This window comes from Amycolatopsis viridis (assembly GCF_011758765.1).
GTDB lineage: Bacteria > Actinomycetota > Actinomycetes > Mycobacteriales > Pseudonocardiaceae > Amycolatopsis_E > Amycolatopsis_E viridis.
Genome location: NZ_JAANOU010000001.1, coordinates 3,270,205 through 3,289,259, shown reverse-complemented (window position 1 = coordinate 3,289,259; position 19,055 = coordinate 3,270,205). Strand labels below are relative to the sequence as shown.

Annotated in this window: 17 protein-coding genes; 12 read left to right on the top strand and 5 right to left on the bottom strand. The window is 71.5% G+C overall.

Going from position 1 to position 19,055, the window contains the following annotated elements:
- Window position 1: 1 nt before the first annotated feature.
- A complete protein-coding gene (locus FHX46_RS16365) occupies window positions 2-973 on the bottom strand; it encodes an AraC family transcriptional regulator (protein WP_167115473.1) in 972 nt (323 codons plus the stop codon).
- Window positions 974-1,162: 189 nt separating this feature from the next.
- Here FHX46_RS16365 and FHX46_RS16360 point away from each other — a divergent pair, with 189 nt between their 5' ends.
- From FHX46_RS16360 to FHX46_RS16305, 12 genes are all read left to right on the top strand, one after another.
- The gene (locus FHX46_RS16360; protein WP_167115470.1) at window positions 1,163-1,372 is read left to right on the top strand and encodes a hypothetical protein; all 210 of its coding nucleotides are present in this window, start codon (window positions 1,163-1,165) and stop codon (window positions 1,370-1,372) included.
- Window positions 1,373-1,387: 15 nt separating this feature from the next.
- Window positions 1,388-3,427, top strand: coding sequence for a hydantoinase/oxoprolinase family protein (locus FHX46_RS16355; RefSeq protein WP_167115467.1), 2,040 nt, complete (start codon window positions 1,388-1,390; stop codon window positions 3,425-3,427).
- 5 nt (window positions 3,428-3,432) lie between these two features.
- Window positions 3,433-5,349, top strand: coding sequence for a hydantoinase B/oxoprolinase family protein (locus tag FHX46_RS16350; protein WP_167115465.1), 1,917 nt, complete (start codon window positions 3,433-3,435; stop codon window positions 5,347-5,349).
- A 35-nt stretch (window positions 5,350-5,384) separates the two neighbouring features.
- On the top strand, window positions 5,385-6,113 hold the full coding sequence (locus tag FHX46_RS16345) for a hypothetical protein (RefSeq protein WP_167115461.1): 729 nt from the start codon (window positions 5,385-5,387) through the stop codon (window positions 6,111-6,113).
- A complete protein-coding gene (locus tag FHX46_RS16340; protein ID WP_167115459.1) occupies window positions 6,113-7,585 on the top strand; it encodes an aldehyde dehydrogenase family protein in 1,473 nt (490 codons plus the stop codon). Before FHX46_RS16345 ends, FHX46_RS16340 begins: the two co-directional genes overlap by 1 nt.
- Complete coding sequence (locus FHX46_RS16335) at window positions 7,582-9,168, top strand: class I adenylate-forming enzyme family protein (protein WP_167115456.1); 1,587 nt, start codon at window positions 7,582-7,584, stop codon at window positions 9,166-9,168. Before FHX46_RS16340 ends, FHX46_RS16335 begins: the two co-directional genes overlap by 4 nt.
- Entirely contained in the window at window positions 9,165-9,956 is a 792-nt protein-coding gene (locus tag FHX46_RS16330; protein WP_167115453.1) for an SDR family NAD(P)-dependent oxidoreductase, read from the top strand. The genes FHX46_RS16335 and FHX46_RS16330 overlap by 4 nt, the downstream gene beginning before the upstream one ends.
- A gap of 123 nt (window positions 9,957-10,079) precedes the next feature.
- Complete coding sequence (locus FHX46_RS16325; RefSeq protein WP_167115450.1) at window positions 10,080-10,604, top strand: cupin domain-containing protein; 525 nt, start codon at window positions 10,080-10,082, stop codon at window positions 10,602-10,604.
- A 14-nt stretch (window positions 10,605-10,618) separates the two neighbouring features.
- Window positions 10,619-11,989, top strand: coding sequence for a phenylacetate--CoA ligase family protein (locus FHX46_RS29035; RefSeq protein ID WP_167115447.1), 1,371 nt, complete (start codon window positions 10,619-10,621; stop codon window positions 11,987-11,989).
- Between the two features lie 2 nt (window positions 11,990-11,991).
- Window positions 11,992-13,035, top strand: coding sequence for a zinc-dependent alcohol dehydrogenase family protein (locus tag FHX46_RS16315; protein ID WP_167115444.1), 1,044 nt, complete (start codon window positions 11,992-11,994; stop codon window positions 13,033-13,035).
- Between the two features lie 39 nt (window positions 13,036-13,074).
- Complete coding sequence (locus tag FHX46_RS16310; RefSeq protein ID WP_167115442.1) at window positions 13,075-14,283, top strand: acetyl-CoA C-acetyltransferase; 1,209 nt, start codon at window positions 13,075-13,077, stop codon at window positions 14,281-14,283.
- Window positions 14,284-14,307: 24 nt separating this feature from the next.
- Entirely contained in the window at window positions 14,308-15,426 is a 1,119-nt protein-coding gene (locus FHX46_RS16305; protein WP_167115439.1) for an NDMA-dependent alcohol dehydrogenase, read from the top strand.
- A gap of 53 nt (window positions 15,427-15,479) precedes the next feature.
- Here the strand turns inward: FHX46_RS16305 and FHX46_RS16300 are convergent, their stop codons facing one another.
- The 4 genes from FHX46_RS16300 to FHX46_RS16285 are packed head-to-tail and all read right to left on the bottom strand — an operon-like array spanning window position 15,480 to window position 18,996.
- Window positions 15,480-15,929: a MaoC family dehydratase gene (locus FHX46_RS16300; RefSeq protein WP_167115437.1), complete on the bottom strand. Its 450-nt coding sequence runs from the start codon at window positions 15,927-15,929 to the stop codon at window positions 15,480-15,482.
- Window positions 15,929-16,669: a 3-oxoacyl-ACP reductase FabG gene (fabG, locus tag FHX46_RS16295; RefSeq protein WP_167115434.1), complete on the bottom strand. Its 741-nt coding sequence runs from the start codon at window positions 16,667-16,669 to the stop codon at window positions 15,929-15,931. Before fabG ends, FHX46_RS16300 begins: the two co-directional genes overlap by 1 nt.
- A 9-nt stretch (window positions 16,670-16,678) precedes the next feature.
- Window positions 16,679-17,827, bottom strand: coding sequence for an acyl-CoA dehydrogenase family protein (locus tag FHX46_RS16290; protein ID WP_167115431.1), 1,149 nt, complete (start codon window positions 17,825-17,827; stop codon window positions 16,679-16,681).
- On the bottom strand, window positions 17,824-18,996 hold the full coding sequence (locus FHX46_RS16285) for an acyl-CoA dehydrogenase family protein (RefSeq protein ID WP_167115428.1): 1,173 nt from the start codon (window positions 18,994-18,996) through the stop codon (window positions 17,824-17,826). The genes FHX46_RS16290 and FHX46_RS16285 overlap by 4 nt, the downstream gene beginning before the upstream one ends.
- Window positions 18,997-19,055 lie beyond the last annotated feature (59 nt).

Sequence of the window (19,055 nt, the reverse complement as noted above, 5' to 3'; positions counted from 1 at the left end):
GTCATCGCCGGGCGGTGTCGGAGGGCAGTTGCCCGAAGCGCTCCCGGTACTGGCGGGCGAAGCGGCCGGGGTGGAAGAAGCCCCACCGCGCCGCGATCTCGGTGACCGTGCCTTGAGCGCCGCCGAGCAGCTCCAGGTGCACCCGGTCCAGGCGGACGCCGCGCAGATACGCGGTGGGCGACATGCCGACCACCTCCTGGAACCCGGCCTGCAGGGCGCGGGCGCTGACCCCGGCCATCGCGGCGAGGTCGGCCGTGGTGATCTCGTCCCCGGGATGGTTGTCGATGTAGTCCACGACCTCGCGGATCTTCGACAGCCGGGTGTGCGCGGGCTTGCTGTGCAGGGCCGGGCTGATCTGGCTGGGCAGCGTCATCAGCAGCTGGGTCATGAGGGCGGACTCCAGCTCGTGGCACGCCGCCGGGATCGTCCCGATCCCACCCGGGCGGGTGAGTTCGGCGTACAGGAAGCCCGCGGTGGCGACGAGGGCCTGGCCGGGACCGGAACCGAGCCCGAAGGTGAGGTCGAAGCGGATCTCGCCGCCCGCCGTGTGCCCGGTGAGCTTGGCGGCGTGCGCCTCCAGGAGGTCCTTGGGCAGCTTGACGTGGTACTGCCAGGAATCGGCGCTCCACTGCACCAGCACCGGCGCCTGCGGGACGAACGCCACGCCGGCCTCGCCGGCGACGAAGCTCCGGCGAACACCGTTCTGCTCGACCGTGCTCCGGCCCGTCACCGGTAGGTTGACGTGGTAGCAGAGCCGCATCGGGGGCCCGAGGATCGTGGTGTCGGCGCCGTAGGACATCCGCCCGATGGTCAGGCGCGGTGACGGCGCGAGCTCGAGCCGGAAGTTCAGGTCCCGGCTGTTCGCCACGTGGACGTCGTGACTGGCGAAGGTCCGGCTCACCTGCTCGCGCGCGATGTCGAGGTCGTCCGTGTGGAAGGTGAGGGGAGCCTGGCCGTCCTGGCTGTCGGGCATGGTTTGCCTCCTCGCACTCCGTCGTGCTGCCTTAAATATATCATATTATTCGAAGCCGTCGGCGCCTTCGGAAAGCGGATGCCCGCCTTCGCGCAGGGGATGGTGGTCCGCATCACCCCGGTCCTACGTTCTCCAACGAGCGCGAGAACGCGCGGTCACCACCGAGCACACCAGTGGAGTTGTGCGGATATGAACAAAATTCAACAGAACCCGGTTCTCGAGCGGATCCCGGTCGACGGCCCCTGTCCCCGGTGCGGCGCCGAGGAGCTGCGGCGCTACCCCGTGGTGTCCGAGGGCGGCTGGTTCCAGGTCGTCAAGTGCCAGAGCTGTCTGTATTCGGTCGAACGCGAGCCGTGGTCACGCCTCGGCCCGATCCAGCTGCTGTCCGATTCGCTGTAACGAAGGAGCCGACCGATGATCGCAGTGGATGTGGGCGGCACGTTCACCGACGTGGTAGCCCTGCAGGACGGGCGGATCCGGACCGCGAAGGTGTCCACCGACTACACCGACGTCTCCGGTCCCGTCCTGGCCGGCGCCGCAACGCTCGGCGTCGAGGGCGCCACGGTGTTCAATCACGCCAGCACGCACGGCTTGAACGCCGTGATCACCCGGCGCCTGCCCAAGATCGGGTTCCTCACCACCGAGGGGCACCGGGACATCCTCGACATGGGACGGGTGTGGCGCCCGGCGGCGGCCATCCTGGACCCGCGCTGGCGCCGCAGCTTCGGCGACGCCGCGCGCCCGCTGGTCCAGCGGTACCTGCGCCGGGGCATCCGCGAGCGCATCACCGCCGACGGCGGCGTGCTGTTCGAACTGGACGAAGCCCAGGCGCGCGCCGAGCTGGACGTGCTGCGGCGCTGCGGCGTCACGGGCGTGGCGATCTGCCTGATCAACGCCTACGTCAACCCGGCGCACGAGGTGCGCCTGCGCGAGCTCGTGCGCGAGGTCCTGGGTGATGTCCCGTGCTCGATCTCCAGTGACGTCTCCCCGCTGGCCAAGGAGTACGCGCGGGCGTCCACGACGGTGATCGACACCTTCATGAAGATCATCTACTCGGACTACACGGCCCGGCTGGAGAAGGGGCTCGCCGAGCTCGGCTTCACCGGGCAGCTCAACTTCGCCGACTGCGCGGCCACCCTCGTCCCCTCCGGACGGGCGATGGAGCACCCCTTCCGCATCGTCTTCTCCGGGCCGGCTGCGGGCACCGTCGCGTGTGCGCACTTCGGCGAGCTGATCGGGGAGAAGGACCTGCTCTGCGCGGACGTCGGCGGCACCTCCTGCGACATCAGCGTCGTGACGGGCGGGGAACCGTTCGTCAACACCACCTTCGAGCTCGAACACGACCTCGTCGTCAACGCGCTGGCCAACGACATCTCCAGCATCGGCGCCGGCGGCGGCAGCATCGTCGCGATCGGACCGGCCGGTGAGATCCGGGTGGGCCCGGACAGCGCGGGAGCCGCGCCCGGCCCGGCGTGCTACGGCCGCGGCGGCACCCTGCCGACCACCACCGACACCTGCCTGATGATCGGCATCATCGACCCGCACGGGTTCGCCGGCGGCGAGATGACGCTGGACCCCGCGCTGTCCCGGCAGGCGTTCGAGGCGCTGGACTCGGAGTTCACGCTCGCGCAGCGGGTGCGCTACGCCTATGAGATGGCCGTGAACAACATGGCCGAAGGCGTGTTCAACATCGCCATCAAGAACGGCGTCGACCCGCGCGACTACAGCCTCGTCGCCTACGGGGCGGCCGGCCCGATGCTGCTGCCCGCAGTGCTCGACACGGTGCATTGCAAGCAGGTGATCGTGCCGCCCAACCCGGGCCTGTTCTCGGCTCTCGGCCTGCTCTCCGCCGACCAGGTCTTCACCGCCAACCGGAGCGCCTACCTGGTGCTGACCCCGGAGGCGGCGCCGCGGATCGATGCCCTCTTCACCGAGATGGAGGCGCAGCTGGCCGAACGCCTCGACCCCGGGACCCGGGTGACCTTCCACCGCAGCATGGACGCCCACCTGGTCGGCCAGAGCTGGGATACGCCGTTCGTCCCGGTGCCGGCGGGCACCATCGACGGTGCCGCGATCGGCACCATGATCTCCTCGTTCCACGACACCTACGAGGCCCGGTCGGGCAACCGGTTCGAGATGCTGCCGGTCGAGGGAGTGACCTTCCGCGTGCGGGCGGTGCTGGACACCCCGAAGGTGACCTACCCGGAGATCCCCGGGCGCGACGCCGAACCGCTCGCGCCGGCCCGCACGACCGTGCTGCGCTACCTCGGCGACCTCGATGCCGACGGCGAGGGCGCGCAGGAGGCCGCGGTGTACGACCGCGCGGCGTTGCGCGCCGGCGACGTGTTCGACGGTCCGGCGGTCGTCCACGAGGGACTGTCCACGACGCACGTGGGCGCGGGGCAGCGGGCCACCGTGGGCCGGTACGGCGAACTGATCATCCGGAAGAAGTGAGTCCCATGACCGAGCCCGCGCGCCTGCGCGAAATCTCCGACGACGAGTTCACCGCCGCCTACGGCAGTGACCGCTTCACCTCGGCGGTGATCCTCAACCGCCTGCGGTACGCGGTCGAGCACATGTCCACCGGCTTCATGCGGGAGGCGTTCTCGCCGATCATCCGCGACTGGTACGACTTCGCCTGCACCATCAGCGGCCCGCCGGAGCGCGGTTACCCGATGGCCGTGGTGAGCAACAGCCTGGTGGTGTTCCTCGGCACGCTGGGCGACGCCGTGCGCAACGCCGTCGAGGAGTTCGGCCCGGAGAACCTGTCCCCGGGCGACGTGCTGATCTGCAATGACCCCTACCGCGGGGGCACCCACGTCAACGACGTCTGCTTCATCCGTCCGGTGTTCGCCGGCGGGAAGATCGTCTCGTTCGTGAACATGCGCGCCCACCAGCTCGACATGGGCGGCACCGTGCCCGGCGGGTTCTCCGCCACCAAGTCTAATGTGTACGAAAACGGGCTCGTCATCCCGCCCGTGCTGCTGTGGTCGCGGGACCAGCCGGTGCGCTCGACGTTCAGCCTGATCTTCGACAACACCCGCTGGGGCGGCATGCTGCTGCCCGACTTCAAGAGCATCCACCAGCAGCTCAAGCTCGGCGAACAGCTGGTGCTGGAGAACATCGAGCGGTACGGGCTGGACGCCTACCTGGGCACCCTGACCTACGCCTGTGACACCTCGGCCGAGCGGATGCGCGACGCGATCGCGCTCGTGCCCGACGGCGACTACACCGGCTCGGCGCTGATCGACGCCGACGGCCTGGACGACACCGTCGACTACACGGTGCGGGTGACCCTGCGCAAGCGCGGGCAGCACATCGAGGTGGACCTGTCCGGCACCTCGCCGCAGGCGCGCACCTGCATCAACTGCGGGGTCCTGGACGCCAAGACCGCCGTCGGCGTGGCGCTGACCATGCTGCTGGACCCCGAGGTGCCGTTCACGTCGGGCACCTGGCGCACCATCGACCTCGCCACGCCACCCGGCACGCTGGTGTCGTCCCTGCCCCCGGACGGCGGGATCATGATGTTCTGGGAGGCATCCGGCGCCGTGGTGTCGGCGATCTTCGACGCGCTCAACCCGGTGCTCGGCGAGAAGGGCGTGGCCGGCGACTACGGCTCGACCAACACCCACAACGCCTCCGGGGTGACGGCCGGTGGAACCCCGTGGACGAGCGCCACCCAGTGCGGCGGCGAGCACGGGCCGTGGGGCGCGACGAAGGAAGGCGACGGCGACAGCTACACCGTCCTGTTCTTCCTGAACAACCTCGACCCGGCCACCGAGACCATCGAGCACGACGCGCCGTTGGTCATGCTCCGCAAGGAACACGCGATCGACACCGGCGGGGCCGGTGAGTTCCGCGGCGGCGCCGCCAACCTGAAGGACACGTTGTGGCTGTCCGCGGCGAGCCACTACCTGTCGCCGTTCCGGACGAAGGTGCCCAGCGGGGTGGGTGCGAACGGCGGCAAGGCCGGACCGAACGGCGCCATGTGGTTCTTCCCGCCGCGGGAGGACGCACGGGAGCTGCTCGGCACCTCCGCCGAGGTGTACGCCGGGAGCATCCCGGTCGCCGGGGTGCTCGATCCGGACAGCAAGGCGCCGGACCCGGAGGGCGTCTACCACTACTTCGCCAGCCGGCCGGTGTGGCGGACCGAACCCGGCACGGTCCTGCGCTGCCTGACCAACGGCGGTGGCGGGTGGGGCGACCCGCTCGCCCGCGACCCGGAACGCGTGCTCGCCGACGTGCGCAACGCCTACGTCAGCGTGGAAGGCGCGGCACGCGACTACGGCGTCGTGGTGATCGGCGACCCCCACCACGACCCGGAGGGCCTGCGCATCGACGAGCAGGCCACCGCGGAACTGCGCGCCCGGCGCTGAAACCCGGTGCACCCCAACGACGACGAGGATCGACGATGACTGCAACTGTCCCTGCTTTCGGCGACCGGAACCTGTTCTTCGCCTTCTCCACGTTCACCGGCGAGCGCGCCACCTTCGACAAGTGGTACGACGAGGAGCACATCCCGCAGGTGATGGACTCGCCGGGGATGGTCGGCGCCCAGCGGTTCGTGGTCGCGGATACCAAACCGCTGCCCGGCACCGATCCGGTCGACTTCGGGCACGCCGCCCTGTACGAACTCGACGGCAGCCCGGCGCGCTTCCGCGAGGAGGTGAAGCGGATGCTGATGTCGGGGGAGATGGTGCTGCCGGACTTCATGGTCCAGCCGTTCACGGCGCTGTTCCTGCGCCCGGTCAGCGAACCGCACCACTCGGAGCGCTTCGCGGCACTGGACAGCCTCGACGACCGGCACCTGTGGCTGGTGTTCAGCCACCGGCCGGAGGATGCCGCCACCTACGACAAGTGGTACGACGAGGAGCACATCCCGCAGGTCCTGTCCGCGCCCGGTTTCGTGCGCGCCCAGCGGTTCGTGCTCTCCGACGTCAAACCGCTGCCCGGGGTGGTGACGCCCGAGGTCAGCCACCTGGCGATCTACGAGACCACCGGCCCGCTGGACCCCATGCGGGAGTCGGTCAAGCGGCAGCTGATCTCCGGTGAGATGGTGCTCCCGGAGTTCATGCGGCCGCCGTTCGGCTCGATGTTCCTGCGCCCGGTGAGCCCGTTCTTCCCGGCGGCGGGTGCGTGATGGACGTCGCCGGGGTGACCGTCCCGCACGCCGACGAGGTGTTCGTGGCGGGGGAGTGGGTGCCTGCCGACGGCGAGTACCGGGTCGTCTCGCCGAGCACCGGGCGGCCGGTCGCGACCGTCGGCCTGCCCTCGGTCAAGCACGCGCAGGCCGCGGTCGAGGCCGCGCGCACCGACGGGCTGGCGTCGTGGGCCGAGATGCCCGTGGCCGGCCGGGCCGAGATCTGCGCCCGGTTCTGCGCGGCCATGGAGGCGCGGCTCGACGACATGGGCACGGTCTGGGCGGTCGAGTCCGGGATGCCAGTCCGCTACAGCCGCACCCTGCACCGCTTCGCCGCGGTGGGGGCGTGGCGGACCCTGCTGGACAGCGCCGGGGACGTCCTGCGCGACACGGTCCGCGGATCGGCGCTCGGCGACGTCGTGGTCCGGCGCGAGCCGGCGGGCGTGGTGGCCGCCATCATGGCCTACAACGGGCCGCTGGTGACGATGGCGAGCAAGGCGCTGCCCGCGCTGCTCGCGGGCTGCCCGGTGGTGGTGAAGGCGGCGGTCGAGTCGCAGCTGATCATGCGGATCATCGCCGAGTGCGCGGCCGTCGCCGGCTTCCCGGCCGGCGCGCTGAGCATCCTCTGCGGTGACGTGGAGATCGGCCGTGAGCTGAGCGCGAACCCGCACGTGGACATGGTGTCGCTCACCGGCGGCCGGGCCGCCGCCCAGCAGATCATCGAGTCCACGCGCCACCGGTTCGCCCGCACGCACCTGGAGCTGGGCGGGAAGTCCCCGGCGCTGATCCTCGACGACGCCGACCTCACCGTCGTGCTGAAGACGCTGGTGCCCGGCGCGACCAGCGGCGCCGGCCAGATCTGCGCCGCGCTGTCCCGGATCCTCGTGCCGGAGCGGCGCCACGACGAGGTCGTCGAGCTGCTGCGGCAGGCGTGGGAGGGGCTGCGCATCGGGGACCCGCTGGACCCGCGCACGCAGATCGGCCCGGTGGCGGCGCCCTCGGTGGTCGAACGTGCCGAGGGGTTCGTGGCGCGGGCCGTCGCCGACGGCGCGCGGGTGGTGGCGGGTGGCCGGCGGCCCGCCGGGTTCGACGCCGGGTGGTACTTAGAGCCGACGCTCGTGACCGACGTGGCGCGGGACTCCGACCTGGCCCGCAACGAGGTGTTCGGGCCGGTGACGGCGGTGCTCACCTACCGCGACGACGAGGACGGCCTGCGCCTGGCGAACGACACCAGCTACGGCCTTGCCGCGAGCGTCTACACGGCGGATCGTGACAAGGGCGTCGCCTACGCCCGCCGGATCCGGGCCGGTTCGGTCGCGGTCAACGCGTTCGGCCCGGCGCTCACCGCCCCGTTCGGGGGGATGAAGGGGTCGGGCTGGGGGCGCGAGGCCGGGCCGGAGGGGATCTGCGAGTTCACCGAGCTCAAGCAGATCCTGCTCGGCCCCTCCGGTGGAACGGGGAGTGCGGGATGAACTTCAGCTGGATCCTGGACTCGGTGGCCGCCCGGGTACCGTCGGCGGGCGCGGACCGGATCGCGTTCAGCTTCGACGGCCGGGACCGGATCACCTACGGCGAACTGCACGCCAAGACGCTGCGGTACGCGCGGGCGCTGCGGGAACTGGGCCTGCGCCAGGGCGACCGGCTCGCTCTGCTGCTGTTCAACGACGCGGAGTACCCGCCGTTGATCCTGGCCGCCGCGCGCCTGGGCGTGATCACCGTCCGGCTGAACTTCCGGCTCGCCCCGGCGGAACTGGCGTTCGTCCTGGCGGATTCCGGGACCTCCGTGGTCGTCGTCCACAGCAGCCTGACCGGCCGGCTCGCCCCGGTGCGCGACCAGGCGGGCGTGGGCACGTACGTGGTGCTGCCCGACTCGGACGACCCGGTGCCGGACTGGGCGCGGCCGTTCGAGGTGTTCCGCGAGGCGGAGCCACTCACCCCGGACGAGCTGCCCGAGGTGACCGGGCACGATCCGATGAGCCTGCTCTACACGTCGGGCACGACCGGGAGCCCGAAGGGTGCGGTGTGGACACACGGCAACACCGTGGCCATCGCGACGGCCCAGGCGCTGCGGTGGCAGTTCAGCGAGGAGACGGTCTCGCTCGTGCCGGGGCCGCTCTACCACGCCGGCGGGTTCGAGGCGTTCGTCGCACCGGCGCTGCTGATGCACGGCACGGCGGTCTTCCTGCCCTCCGGGAACTTCACCGTCGACCGGCTGCTGGCGGTGCTGCGGGCGGAGCGGGTGACCGACTGCCTGCTGTTCCCGTTCATGCTCAACGAGCTGCTGCACCGGGACGACCTGGAGCGGGAGCTGCCGCCGTCGCTGCGCCGGTTCATCCTCGGTGGCGACATGGTCATGCCCTCGGTCGCCGAGGAGGTCAAGCGCCGGCTGCCCCAGGTCAAGCTCACCCAGGTCTACGGGCTCACCGAGGGCGGCGCCATCGCCACCACGCTGGAGGACCGGGACTTCCTCGCCCAGCCGAAGAGCATCGGCCGCCCGCTGCCGCTCGCGCAGGCGCGGGTCGTCACGCCGGAGGGCCAGGAGGCCGCGGCGGGCGAGGTCGGCGAGATCGAGGTGCGGTCCCCGGCGGTGAGCCAGGGGTACTGGAACCGCCCGGACGCCACCCGCGCCACCTTCCACGACGGGTGGTGCCGCACGGGCGACCTCGGGTACGTCAACGCCGACGGTTTCCTGCACCTGGCCGGCCGTGCCAAGGACATGATCCGCAGCGGCGGGGAGAACATCTACCCGGCCGAGGTGGAGAAGGTCCTGGCGGCCCACCCGCAGGTGCTGGAGACGGCGGTCGTCGCGGTCCCGGACTCGCGCTACGGCGAGGTCGGGTGCGCGATCGTGGTGCCCGAGGCCGGGCAGCTGCCGCAACCGGACGCGCTGCGCGCCTTCTGCCGGGAACGGCTGGCCGGCTACAAGGTCCCCAAGTACTTCCTCATCTCCGACGAGCTGCCCCGCAACGCCTCCGGCAAGATCCTCAAGTACCGGTTGCGCGAGGCGTTCGCCCACATCGAATCCGAACTGGACGGAGAAAAGACGCCCTCATGAGCAGGAAACCGGAACTGGTCCTGGTGAGCGGAGCCGCCGGGGGCGTGGGTTCGGCGACGGCCCGCCGCTTCGCCGCGGACGGCGCCAAGGTCGCCCTCACCGACATCAACGCCGACCGGCTCAAGGAGGTGGCCGACGAGATCGGCGGCCTCGCACTGCCCGCCGACGGCACCCAGCGCGACGCCGTGCGGGAGGTGGTGCAGCAGGCCGTCGCGGAACTGGGCGGGCTCGACGCGGTCGTGGCCGCGCAGGGTGCCGCGATCTCCGGCGGGGCGAGCCCGAAGGGCGACCCGGCGTGGTTCTCGGCGTTCGACGTGAACCTGCACGGCGGCTTCTTCCTGGCCGGCGAGGTCATGCCGCACCTGGTGCGGCGCCACGGATCGCTGGTGATGATCGCCTCCACGGCGGGGCTGTTGTCCGGCCCGCCCGGCACCGCCGGCTACAGCGCGGCCAAGGCCGGGGTGATCGGGCTGGTGCGGTGGCTGGCCCGCGAATACGGGCCGAAGGGCGTGCGCGTGAACGGGGTGTGCCCCGGCTGGGTGCGCACCCCGCTCGGTGAGGGAGCGATGACCTACCTCGCCCAGCGCGAGGGGATCACCCTGGAGCAGGCCTACGAGCGCGTCGCCGCGCACGTTCCGCTGCGCCGGGTCGCCGAGCCGGCGGAGATCGCGTCGGTGTGCGCGTTCCTCGCTTCACCGGACGCCTCGATCGTGACCGGGCACGTGCTCGTCGCCGATGGCGGGGGAGCGGTGGTCGACCCGGCGACGATCGAGTTCGACCCGGCCTGAGCGGCCCTCGCCGCAGTTCACCGACTTCGACGGGCGCGGGCATGCCGGTCCGCGGGCGACGTTGACATGCGCTCACAGGACATAATATATTTAATTTGAGACAGCGACACAAAGGAGTGGGCGATGGCTGGTGAACACACGAACGTGCGGGCGCGCCGGGTCGTGACCGGGGTCGACGAGAACGGCCGGTCGGCCATCCTGGTGGACGAGGACACCGCCACCCGCGTGGCACTGCCCGGGTTCACCGTGAACGACGTGTGGCGGGTGGACCGCCTGCCGTCCCATGTGGACGACGGGGACACGCTGACCGGGGAGGTGGAGCTGGACCCGCCGGCGAACGGTCTGGTGCGGCTAGCCACGTTCCCGCCGGACAGCGAGATCGACCCGGAAACCTACAGCGCTTCCATCGACGCGTTGCACGGTGAGGACGCGAACGCCGGCGACGCGGAGGTCATGGGTATGCACGCCACCGAGACGGTCGACGTGGTCACCGTGGTGTCGGGTGAGCTGTACGCGGTGTTCGAAACCGGCGAGACGCTGTTGCGGCCCGGTGACACGATCATCAACCGGGGCAACAAGCACTCCTGGAGCAACCGCGGTGACCAGCCGGCCACCGTCGTGACCACCATGCTCCCGGCCAAGCGCTGACCAGGACCGGCGCAGTGCACACCTTCCCCCGCCAGCCGCACTCCGGCGAGCACTGGAGCGCGGCCGAGACGCTCCCCGCGGAGCAGGCGCGGCGCGTGCAGGACGAGCGGCTCCGCGAGCAGATCGCCTACCTGGCTGCGCACAGCGAGTTCTACCGGGCCAAGTTCGCCGAACACGGTGTCGATCCGGGCGGCATCGCCACCGTCGACGATCTCCAGAGCCTGCCCTTCACCGAGAAGCAGGAGCTGCGCGACAGCCTGGCGGCCGCACCCCCGCTGGGCCGGCACGTGGCCGCGCCCCCCGCGGAGATCGTGCAGATCCAGGCGTCCTCGGGCACCACGGGCAGCCCGTCCTACGTCGGGCTGACCGCGAGCGACGTGGGCACGTGGTGCGAACTGGGGGCACGCGCCCTGTACGCCAACGGGTTCCGGCCCGGCGACCGGGTCCTGCACGCCTTCGGGATGAGCAAGGGGTTCGTCGGGGGCCTGCCGATCGTGCAGATCCTGCAGTACATGGGTGTCGTCGACATCCCGATCGGGGCGGAGGCCGGCGCCGAGCGGCTGCTGCGCGTGCAGGCCGACCAGCGCCCGTCCGGGATCATCGGCACGCCCTACTTCCTGGCCCACCTCGCCGAGCAGGCACCCGGCGTCGTCGGCCGCCCGGCCACCGAACTCGGCGTCCGCACGATCAGCGTCGGCGGTGAACCCGGCGGCGGGCTGCCGAGCGTGCGCGGCAACCTGGAACGCCTCTGGGGCGCCACCGTGCGCGAGATGCTCGGCGGCACCGACATCGCCTGCACCTACTGGGGCGAGTGCGAGGCCGGCGACGGGATGCACTTCCTGTCCCCGGACCTGATGATCGCCGAGCTGATCGACCCCGGCACCGGACAGCGCGTCGAACCCGTCGAAGGGGCCACCGGCGAGCTGGTCTACACCGCGCTGCGGCGGCGGGCCTCGCCGTTGCTGCGCTTCCGCACCCGCGACCACGTGGTCGTCACCGGGACCGGCTGCTCGTGCGGCCGCACCGGCTACAAAGTGCGCTGCGTCGGGCGCACCGACGACATGCTGATCGTGCGCGGCATCAACGTGTTCCCCTCGGCCGTCAAGGACCTGGTGCAGCGGTTCGTCCCGGCGGCGACGGGCGAGATGCGCATCCGCGCGGACTTCCCCGGGCACACCACGCAGCGGCCGCTGCCGCTGGTGGTCGAGCACGCCGCGGACCTGCCGCCGGCGCGTCAGGAGGAGCTGCGCGCGGACCTGGAAGCCCGCCTCCGCTCGGCGCTGAACGTCAAGTGCCTCGTCGAGCTGGTGCCCGAGGGCTCACTGAAACGACCGGACCACGTCAAGGTCGCCCTCGTCGAACGCGTGGCGACCCGGAAGGACTGAAGATGCGCGGAGTGGTGTTCAACGGTGAACGCGAGCTGGAGATCGCCTCGTTCGACGACCCGGTCCCCGAGCCCGGGGAGGTCGTCCTGGAGATGAAGGCCTCCGGGATGTGCGGCAGCGACCTCAAGTTCTACCGCGCGCCCGCGGGCGAGGCGCTCGCGGCGTTCGGGCTCTCCGGCGACGGGGCCCGGATCATCGCCGGCCACGAGCCGTGCGGGGTCGTCGCGGCGGCCGGCCCGGACGTCACGCGCTTCCGCGAAGGCGACCGGGTCATGGTCTTCCACTACGACGGGTGCGGTTTCTGCGACCTGTGCCGCACCGGCTGGACGCAGATGTGCGAGCGGGGTGCGGCGATCTTCGGCGCGACCGCGCACGGTGGCCACGCCGACTACCTGAAGGTCCCGGCGCGCACGCTCGTCCCGCTCCCGGACGAACTGAGCTTCACCGCCGGCGCCGCCATCTCCTGCGGGACCGGCACCGCCTTCGGCGCACTGGTCCGGCTGGACCTCACCGCGCGGGACACCATCGCGGTCTTCGGCCAGGGCCCGGTCGGGCAGTCCGCGGTCCAGCTGGCCGCCGCGATGGGGGCCGAGGTGATCGCGGTGGACATCGCCGCGGAGCGGGTGGCCAAGGCGACGGAGTTCGGCGCGGCCCACGCCATCGACTCCAGCGGGAGCGACCCCGTCGAGGCCATCCGCGAACTCACCGGCGGCAAGGGGGTGACCCGCGCACTGGACTGCTCCGGCGCCCCGGCGGCCCGCGCCGCCGCGGTCCGCGCCGCCGCGCGGTGGGGCCGGGTCGCGTTCGTCGGGGAAGGCGGTGAGGTGACGCTGAACGTCAGCCCCGAGGTCATCCGCAAGCAGCTGACCATTCTCGGCTCCTACACCTTCTCCATCGCCGGGCAGGCGGACTGCGCGCGGTTCGTCGCCCGGCACGGCGTCGAGGTGGACAAGCTATTCACCGACCGGTGGCAGCTCGCCGACGCCGAGCGGGCCTACCGGGAGTTCGACAAGCAGACCGGCGGCAAGGCGGTCTTCGAGATCTGACCCGCCACCACCCCCATCGGACACCATCGAGGAGAACCCGTGCGACGCGCCGCGATCGTCAGCCCCCTGCGCACCCCCGTCGGCTCGTTCGGCGGAGCGCTGCGCGACCTGCCCGTCGAAGACCTCGCGGCCGCCGTGGTCCGCGAGGTCGTCGCCACCTCGGGCGTCGATCCGGAGCGGATCGACGACGTGGTCTTCGCCCAGTCCTACGCCAACTCCGAGGTGCCGTGCGTGGGCCGCTGGGTGGCCCTGCACGCCGGGCTGCCGATCGGCGTGCCCGGCATGCAGCTCGACCGCCGCTGCGGCGGGGGACTGCAGGCGCTGGTGACGGCGTCGATGATGGTCCAGACCGGCGCGGCGGACGTGGTCCTCGCCGGCGGTGTCGAGTCGATGAGCCGGATCGAGTACTACTCGACCGCGACCCGGTGGGGTGCCCGGGCGGGCACGGTGCAGCTCTACGACCGCCTCGACCGGGGCCGGGAGCGGTCGCAGCCGGAGGCGAGGTTCGGCCGGATCTCCGGGATGATCGAGACGGCGGAGAACCTGGCCGCGGACTACGGCATCGACCGGGACCGGGCCGACGCCTACGCCGCGCGCAGCCATCAGCGTGCCGCGGCCGCGTGGAAGGACGGCCGGTTCGACGCGGAGGTGGTGCCGGTCGAGGTGCCGCGGCGCAAGGGCGACCCGCTGCTGGTCACCAGCGACGAGGGCGTGCGTCCCGACGCCACGCCGGAGTCGCTGGCCCGGCTCCGGCCGGTGACGCCCGGCGGCACCGTCACCGCGGGCAACGCCAGCCAGCAGAACGACGCAGCCGCCGCGTGCCTGGTCGTCGCCGAGGACCGGCTGGAGGCGCTCGGCCTGGAACCACTGGGATACCTGGACGCGTGGGCCGCGGCCGGCTGCGATCCCGCCCGGATGGGCATCGGGCCCGTCCCCGCGGTCGCCAAGCTGGCGGCGCGCACCGGCACCGGCACCGCGGCCCTGCTCGACGGTGTGGACCTGGTGGAGCTCAACGAGGCGTTCGCGGTGCAGGTGCTGGCCGTCCTGGAGGGCTGGGGCTGGCACGACCACGACCGGCTCAACGTCAACGGCTCGGGCATCTCGCTCGGCCACCCGATCGGCGCGACCGGCATGCGCATGGTCACCACGCTGCTGCACGAGCTGCGCCGCCGCGGCGGCCGCCGCGGCCTGGCGACGATGTGCATCGGCGGCGGGCAAGGCCTGGCGGCGACGCTCGTCGCCGCCTGAACGACGAGCGAAGGAGACCAGACTGTGCTGACCCGTGGGGCGATCGTGCGCGAGGCGCCGGGCGAGTACGAGGTCGTCGACCTCGAGCTGGACGATCCGCAGCCGGACGAGGTCCAGGTGAAGGTGGTGGCGTCCGGGCTTTGCCACTCCGACGACCACATCGCGACGGGGGACATCCCCGTCGGCACGTACCCGTTCGCCGGCGGCCACGAGGGCGCTGGTGTGGTGACCAAGGCGCACCCGAACCGCAAGGGGATCAAGGAGGGCGACCACGTCGTCTTCCTCGCGGTGCCGGTGTGCGGGCACTGCCGGTTCTGCGCCTCGGGGCGGCAGGCCCTGTGCGACCTGGGGGCGGGAATCCTCGCCGGCCCGCGCTGGACGGACGGCACCTACCGGCTGAAGACCGCGGACGGCACGCCGGTGGGGCAGATGTGCGGCATCTCCACGTTCGTCTCCACGACCACGGTGTCACTGGACTCGGTGGTCAAGATCGACGACGACATCCCGCTCGACAAGGCCTGCCTGGTCGGCTGCGGCGTCGGAACGGGATGGGGGTCGGCGGTCAACGCCGCCGCGGTGCAGCCGGGCGACACGGTGATCGTGATGGGCGCCGGCGGCATCGGCGTCAACGCCCTGCAGGGCGCGGCGCACGCGGGCGCGACGACGATCATCGCCGTGGACCCGGTCCCCTTCAAGCGGGAGAACGCACCGACCTTCGGCGCCACCCACGCGGTGGAGACGATGGACGAGGCGGCCGAGCTGGCCCGCCAGTTCACCAACGGGCAGGGCGCCGACTCGGCCATCCTCACCGTGGGCGTGCTCACCGCCGAACACGTGGGGCAGGGGCTCGCCGCGATCCGCAAGGACGGCACCTGCGTGGTGACCGCGATGGCCCCGCTGGCCGAGGTCGGCGCGCAGGTGGCGCTCGGCGATCTCGCCCTGTCGCAGAAACGCCTGCAGGGCACGCTGTTCGGCCACTCGAACCCGACCTGGGACATCCGGCGCCAGCTGCAGCTGTACCGGGACGGCGCGCTCAAGCTGGACGAGCTGGTGACCCGGACCTACACCCTCGACGAGGTGACCCAGGGCTACCGGGACATGCACGAGGGCAAGAACATCCGGGGTGTCATCCGGCACGACTGACGGCGCGGCAGAACGGGCCGGGACACCTCGCGCGTCCCGGCCCGTTCCCGTGTTCAGGCGACCAGCAGGAGCATTTCGGCCACGCACGCCGGTTTGGCCGCGCCGTCGGCGGTGACGGCGTACTGCACCGTGAGGGTGGCACCGGCCGGGCCCTCGCGGACGTCGGTGAACGTCGCCGTCGCGGTCAGGCGCGATCCCACGGGCACCGGCGCGGGGAACCGGACCTTGTTCAGGCCGTAGTTGATCCGCGTGGTGCCGAAGTCCAGCCGGAACAGCCGCTGCCCGAACCACGGGAGCAGCGACAGCGTGAGGAACCCGTGCGCGATGGTGGTGCCGAAGGGGCCGTTCGCGGCACGCTCGGGATCGACGTGGATCCACTGGTGGTCGCCGGTGGCGCCGGCGAACGCGCCGATCCGGTCCTGGCCGATCTCCAGCGGCTCGCTGGGGCCGAGCTCCTCGCCGAGCGCGGCCTTGACCTCGCCGATCCCGGCGAACACGCGCATCACATGAACCGTCCGCCGGTCACTTCCAGCACGGTGCCGGTCATGTAGGACGACAGGTCACTGGCGAGGAACAGGGCGACGGAGGCCACTTCGGACACCTCGCCGGCACGCCCCATCGGGATCTCGGCCATCTTCTGGTCCCACACCTTCGGAGGCATGGCCTCGGTCATCGCGGTGCGGATCAGGCCCGGCTGGATCGCGTTGACGCGGACCCCGTGGTGGGCGAGCTCCTTGGCCGCGGCCTTGGTCAGGCCGACGATCCCGGCCTTGGCCGCCGAGTAGTTGGTCTGGCCGGCCATCCCCACCTTGCCGGACAGGGACGAGATGTTGACGATCGCGCCGCGCTTGCGTTCCCGCATGATCGCGGCGGCCTTGCGGGTGCCGTTCCAGCTGCCCTTGAGGTGCACGCTGATCACCTGGTCGAACTGCTCCTCGGTCATGGTCCGCATCGTCGCGTCGCGGGTGATGCCGGCGTTGTTGACCATGACGTCGACGGGCGCGAACGCCGACTCCGCGGCCGCCAGCAACGCGTCCACGTCGTCGGCCACGGTCACGTCGCAACGGATGCCACGCGCGACGTCCGGGCCGCCGAGGCGCTTGGCGGCGAGGACGGCCGCGTCGCCGTCGAGATCGCCGATCACCACGCGGGCCCCGTGGGTGGCGAACAGCTCGGCGATGGCGAACCCGATGCCCTGGGCGGCGCCGGTGACGACGGCCGTCCGGTCGGTCAGCAAGGACATGTCTCTCCCTCAGATCCGGTTGCGGGCGATGAGCTGGGCGGCGATGACGTTGCGCTGGATCTCGTTGGTGCCTTCGCCGACGATCATCAGCGGGGCGTCGCGGAAGTAGCGTTCGACGTCGTATTCCTTGGAATAGCCGTACCCGCCGTGCACGCGGATGGCGTCGAGCGCGACCTGCATGGCCGTTTCCGAGGCGAACAGCTTCGCCATGCCGGCCTCCATGTCGGCCCGCTCGCCCGCGTCGAGCCGCTCCGCGGCGTCGAGGGTCAGCAGCCGGGCCGCGCGCATACGGGTGGCCATGTCGGCGAGCAGGTTGCCCACGGACTGGTGCTTCCAGATCGGCTTGCCGAAGGACTCCCGCTCCTGGGCGTAGCGCACGGCGGCGTCGAGCGCCGCCTGTCCCACGCCGAGGGCGCGCGCCGCGACCTGGATGCGGCCGACCTCCAGGCCGCGCATCATCTGCGCCCAGCCCTGGTGCGGGGTGCCGCCCAGGACCGCCTCCGCCGGCACCGTTCGGCCGTCGAACACCAGCTCGCACGCCTCCACGCCGCGGTAGCCCAGCTTGGGCAGCTTCTTCGAGATGGTCAGGCCGTCGCCCGGCTCGACCAGCAGCACGCTCATCCCGCGGTGGGCCGGCTCCGCCTCACGATCGGTGATGCACAGCAGGCCGATCAGGCCGGAGTGGGCGGCGTTGGAGATCCACGTCTTGGACCCGGTGATCGACCACCCGCCGTCGACGGGAACGGCGTGGGTGCGCATCGCCTGCAGGTCGCTGCCCCCGCCGGGTTCGGTGAGCGCCATCGTCGCGCGGATGGTCCCCTCGGCCATCTTGGGCAGGTACTTCTCGCGCTGCTCGGGCGTGCCGAACGTCTTGATCAGGTAGGTGATGACGGAGTGCCCGCCGATGGCGCCGGCCAGGCTCATCCAGCCGCGGGCCAGCTCCTCGGTCACGCGCGCGAAACACGCGGTGCTGACGTCCACGCCGCCGTACTCGGCGGGGGCCAGGAGCCCGAAGAACCCCAGCTTCTTCATCTCGTCGATGAACTCGCCGGGGTAGATGTCGTCCTCCTCGAACTCGCGCACCCGCGGGCGCACCCGCTCGTCGACGAACTCCGAGACGAGCGCGACCATCTGCTCCTCGTCCTCGTTGAGCTTCATCGTCCCGTCCTTTCGTTCCGGATGAGGGCGCCGCCGATGATGAGGCGCTGGATCTCGCTGGTGCCTTCGTAGAGGCGGAGCAGGCGCACGTCGCGGTAGATCCGCTCGACCGGCACCTCGCGCATGTACCCGGTGCCGCCGTGGATCTGCACCGCCAGGTCGGCCACCTTGCCCGCCATCTCGGTGCAGTACAGCTTCGCGGCGGAGGGGCCGATGCGGCGGTCCTCGCCGGAGACGTAACGCCGCGCGGTGTCCCGCACCAGGGCGCGGCCGGCCATCACGCCAGTCTGCTGGTCCGCGAGCATCGCCTGGACCAGCTGGAACTCGCCGATCGGGGTGCCGCCCTGGGTGGCCGAGGCGGCGTAGGCGACGGATTCGTCGAGGGCGCGCTGGGCGGTGCCGACGGCCAGCGCGGCGATGTGCACGCGTCCCCGCGCCAGCGAGGTCATCGCCGCGCGGTAGCCGGCCGCCTCGTCCCCGCCCACGAGGGCCGAGCCGGGCACCCGGACGCCGGAGAACACCACGTCCGCCGTCCAGGCACCCTCCTGGCCCATCTTGCGGTCCTTGACACCGACCTCGACCCCCGGCGTGCCGGCCGGCACGAGGAACACGGCGATGCCGGGCCCGGTCTCGCCGGCCGGCCGGGTGCGGGCGAACACGACGAACAGGTCGGCGATCGGCGCGTTGGTGATGAAGCGTTTCTGCCCGTCGATCACCCAGTCGTCCCCGTCGCGGACGGCCCGGGTGCGCAGGCCGGCCGGGTTGGACCCGGCGCCCGGCTCGGTCAGGGCGAAGGAGGCCACCACCTCGCCGGACGCGATGCGCTCCAGCCACTCCGCCTTCTGCCCGGCGGTGCCGAAGTTCACCAGCACCTGCCCGGCGATGCCGTTGTTGGTGCCGAACATCGACCGCAGTGACAGCGACGTGTAGCCGAATTCCATGGCCAGTTCGACGTCCTGGGTGAGGTCCAGGCCAAGGCCACCCCACTCCTGGGGGATGGCGTAGCCGAACAGGCCCATTTCCGCGACTTGTTTGCGCAGGTCGTCCGGTATCGCATCGGTGTCGGCGATCTCCTGCTCACGGGGCACGACCTTCGTCCGGACGAAGTCGCGCACCAGCTCCAGGATCGGGCGGAAGTCCTCGGGGCTCACGGCCGGGGGAGTGGTCATGGAAAATATTTTATCACGTCGCGAGAGCTACAGAATGAAGTAAAATATATTAAGATGGG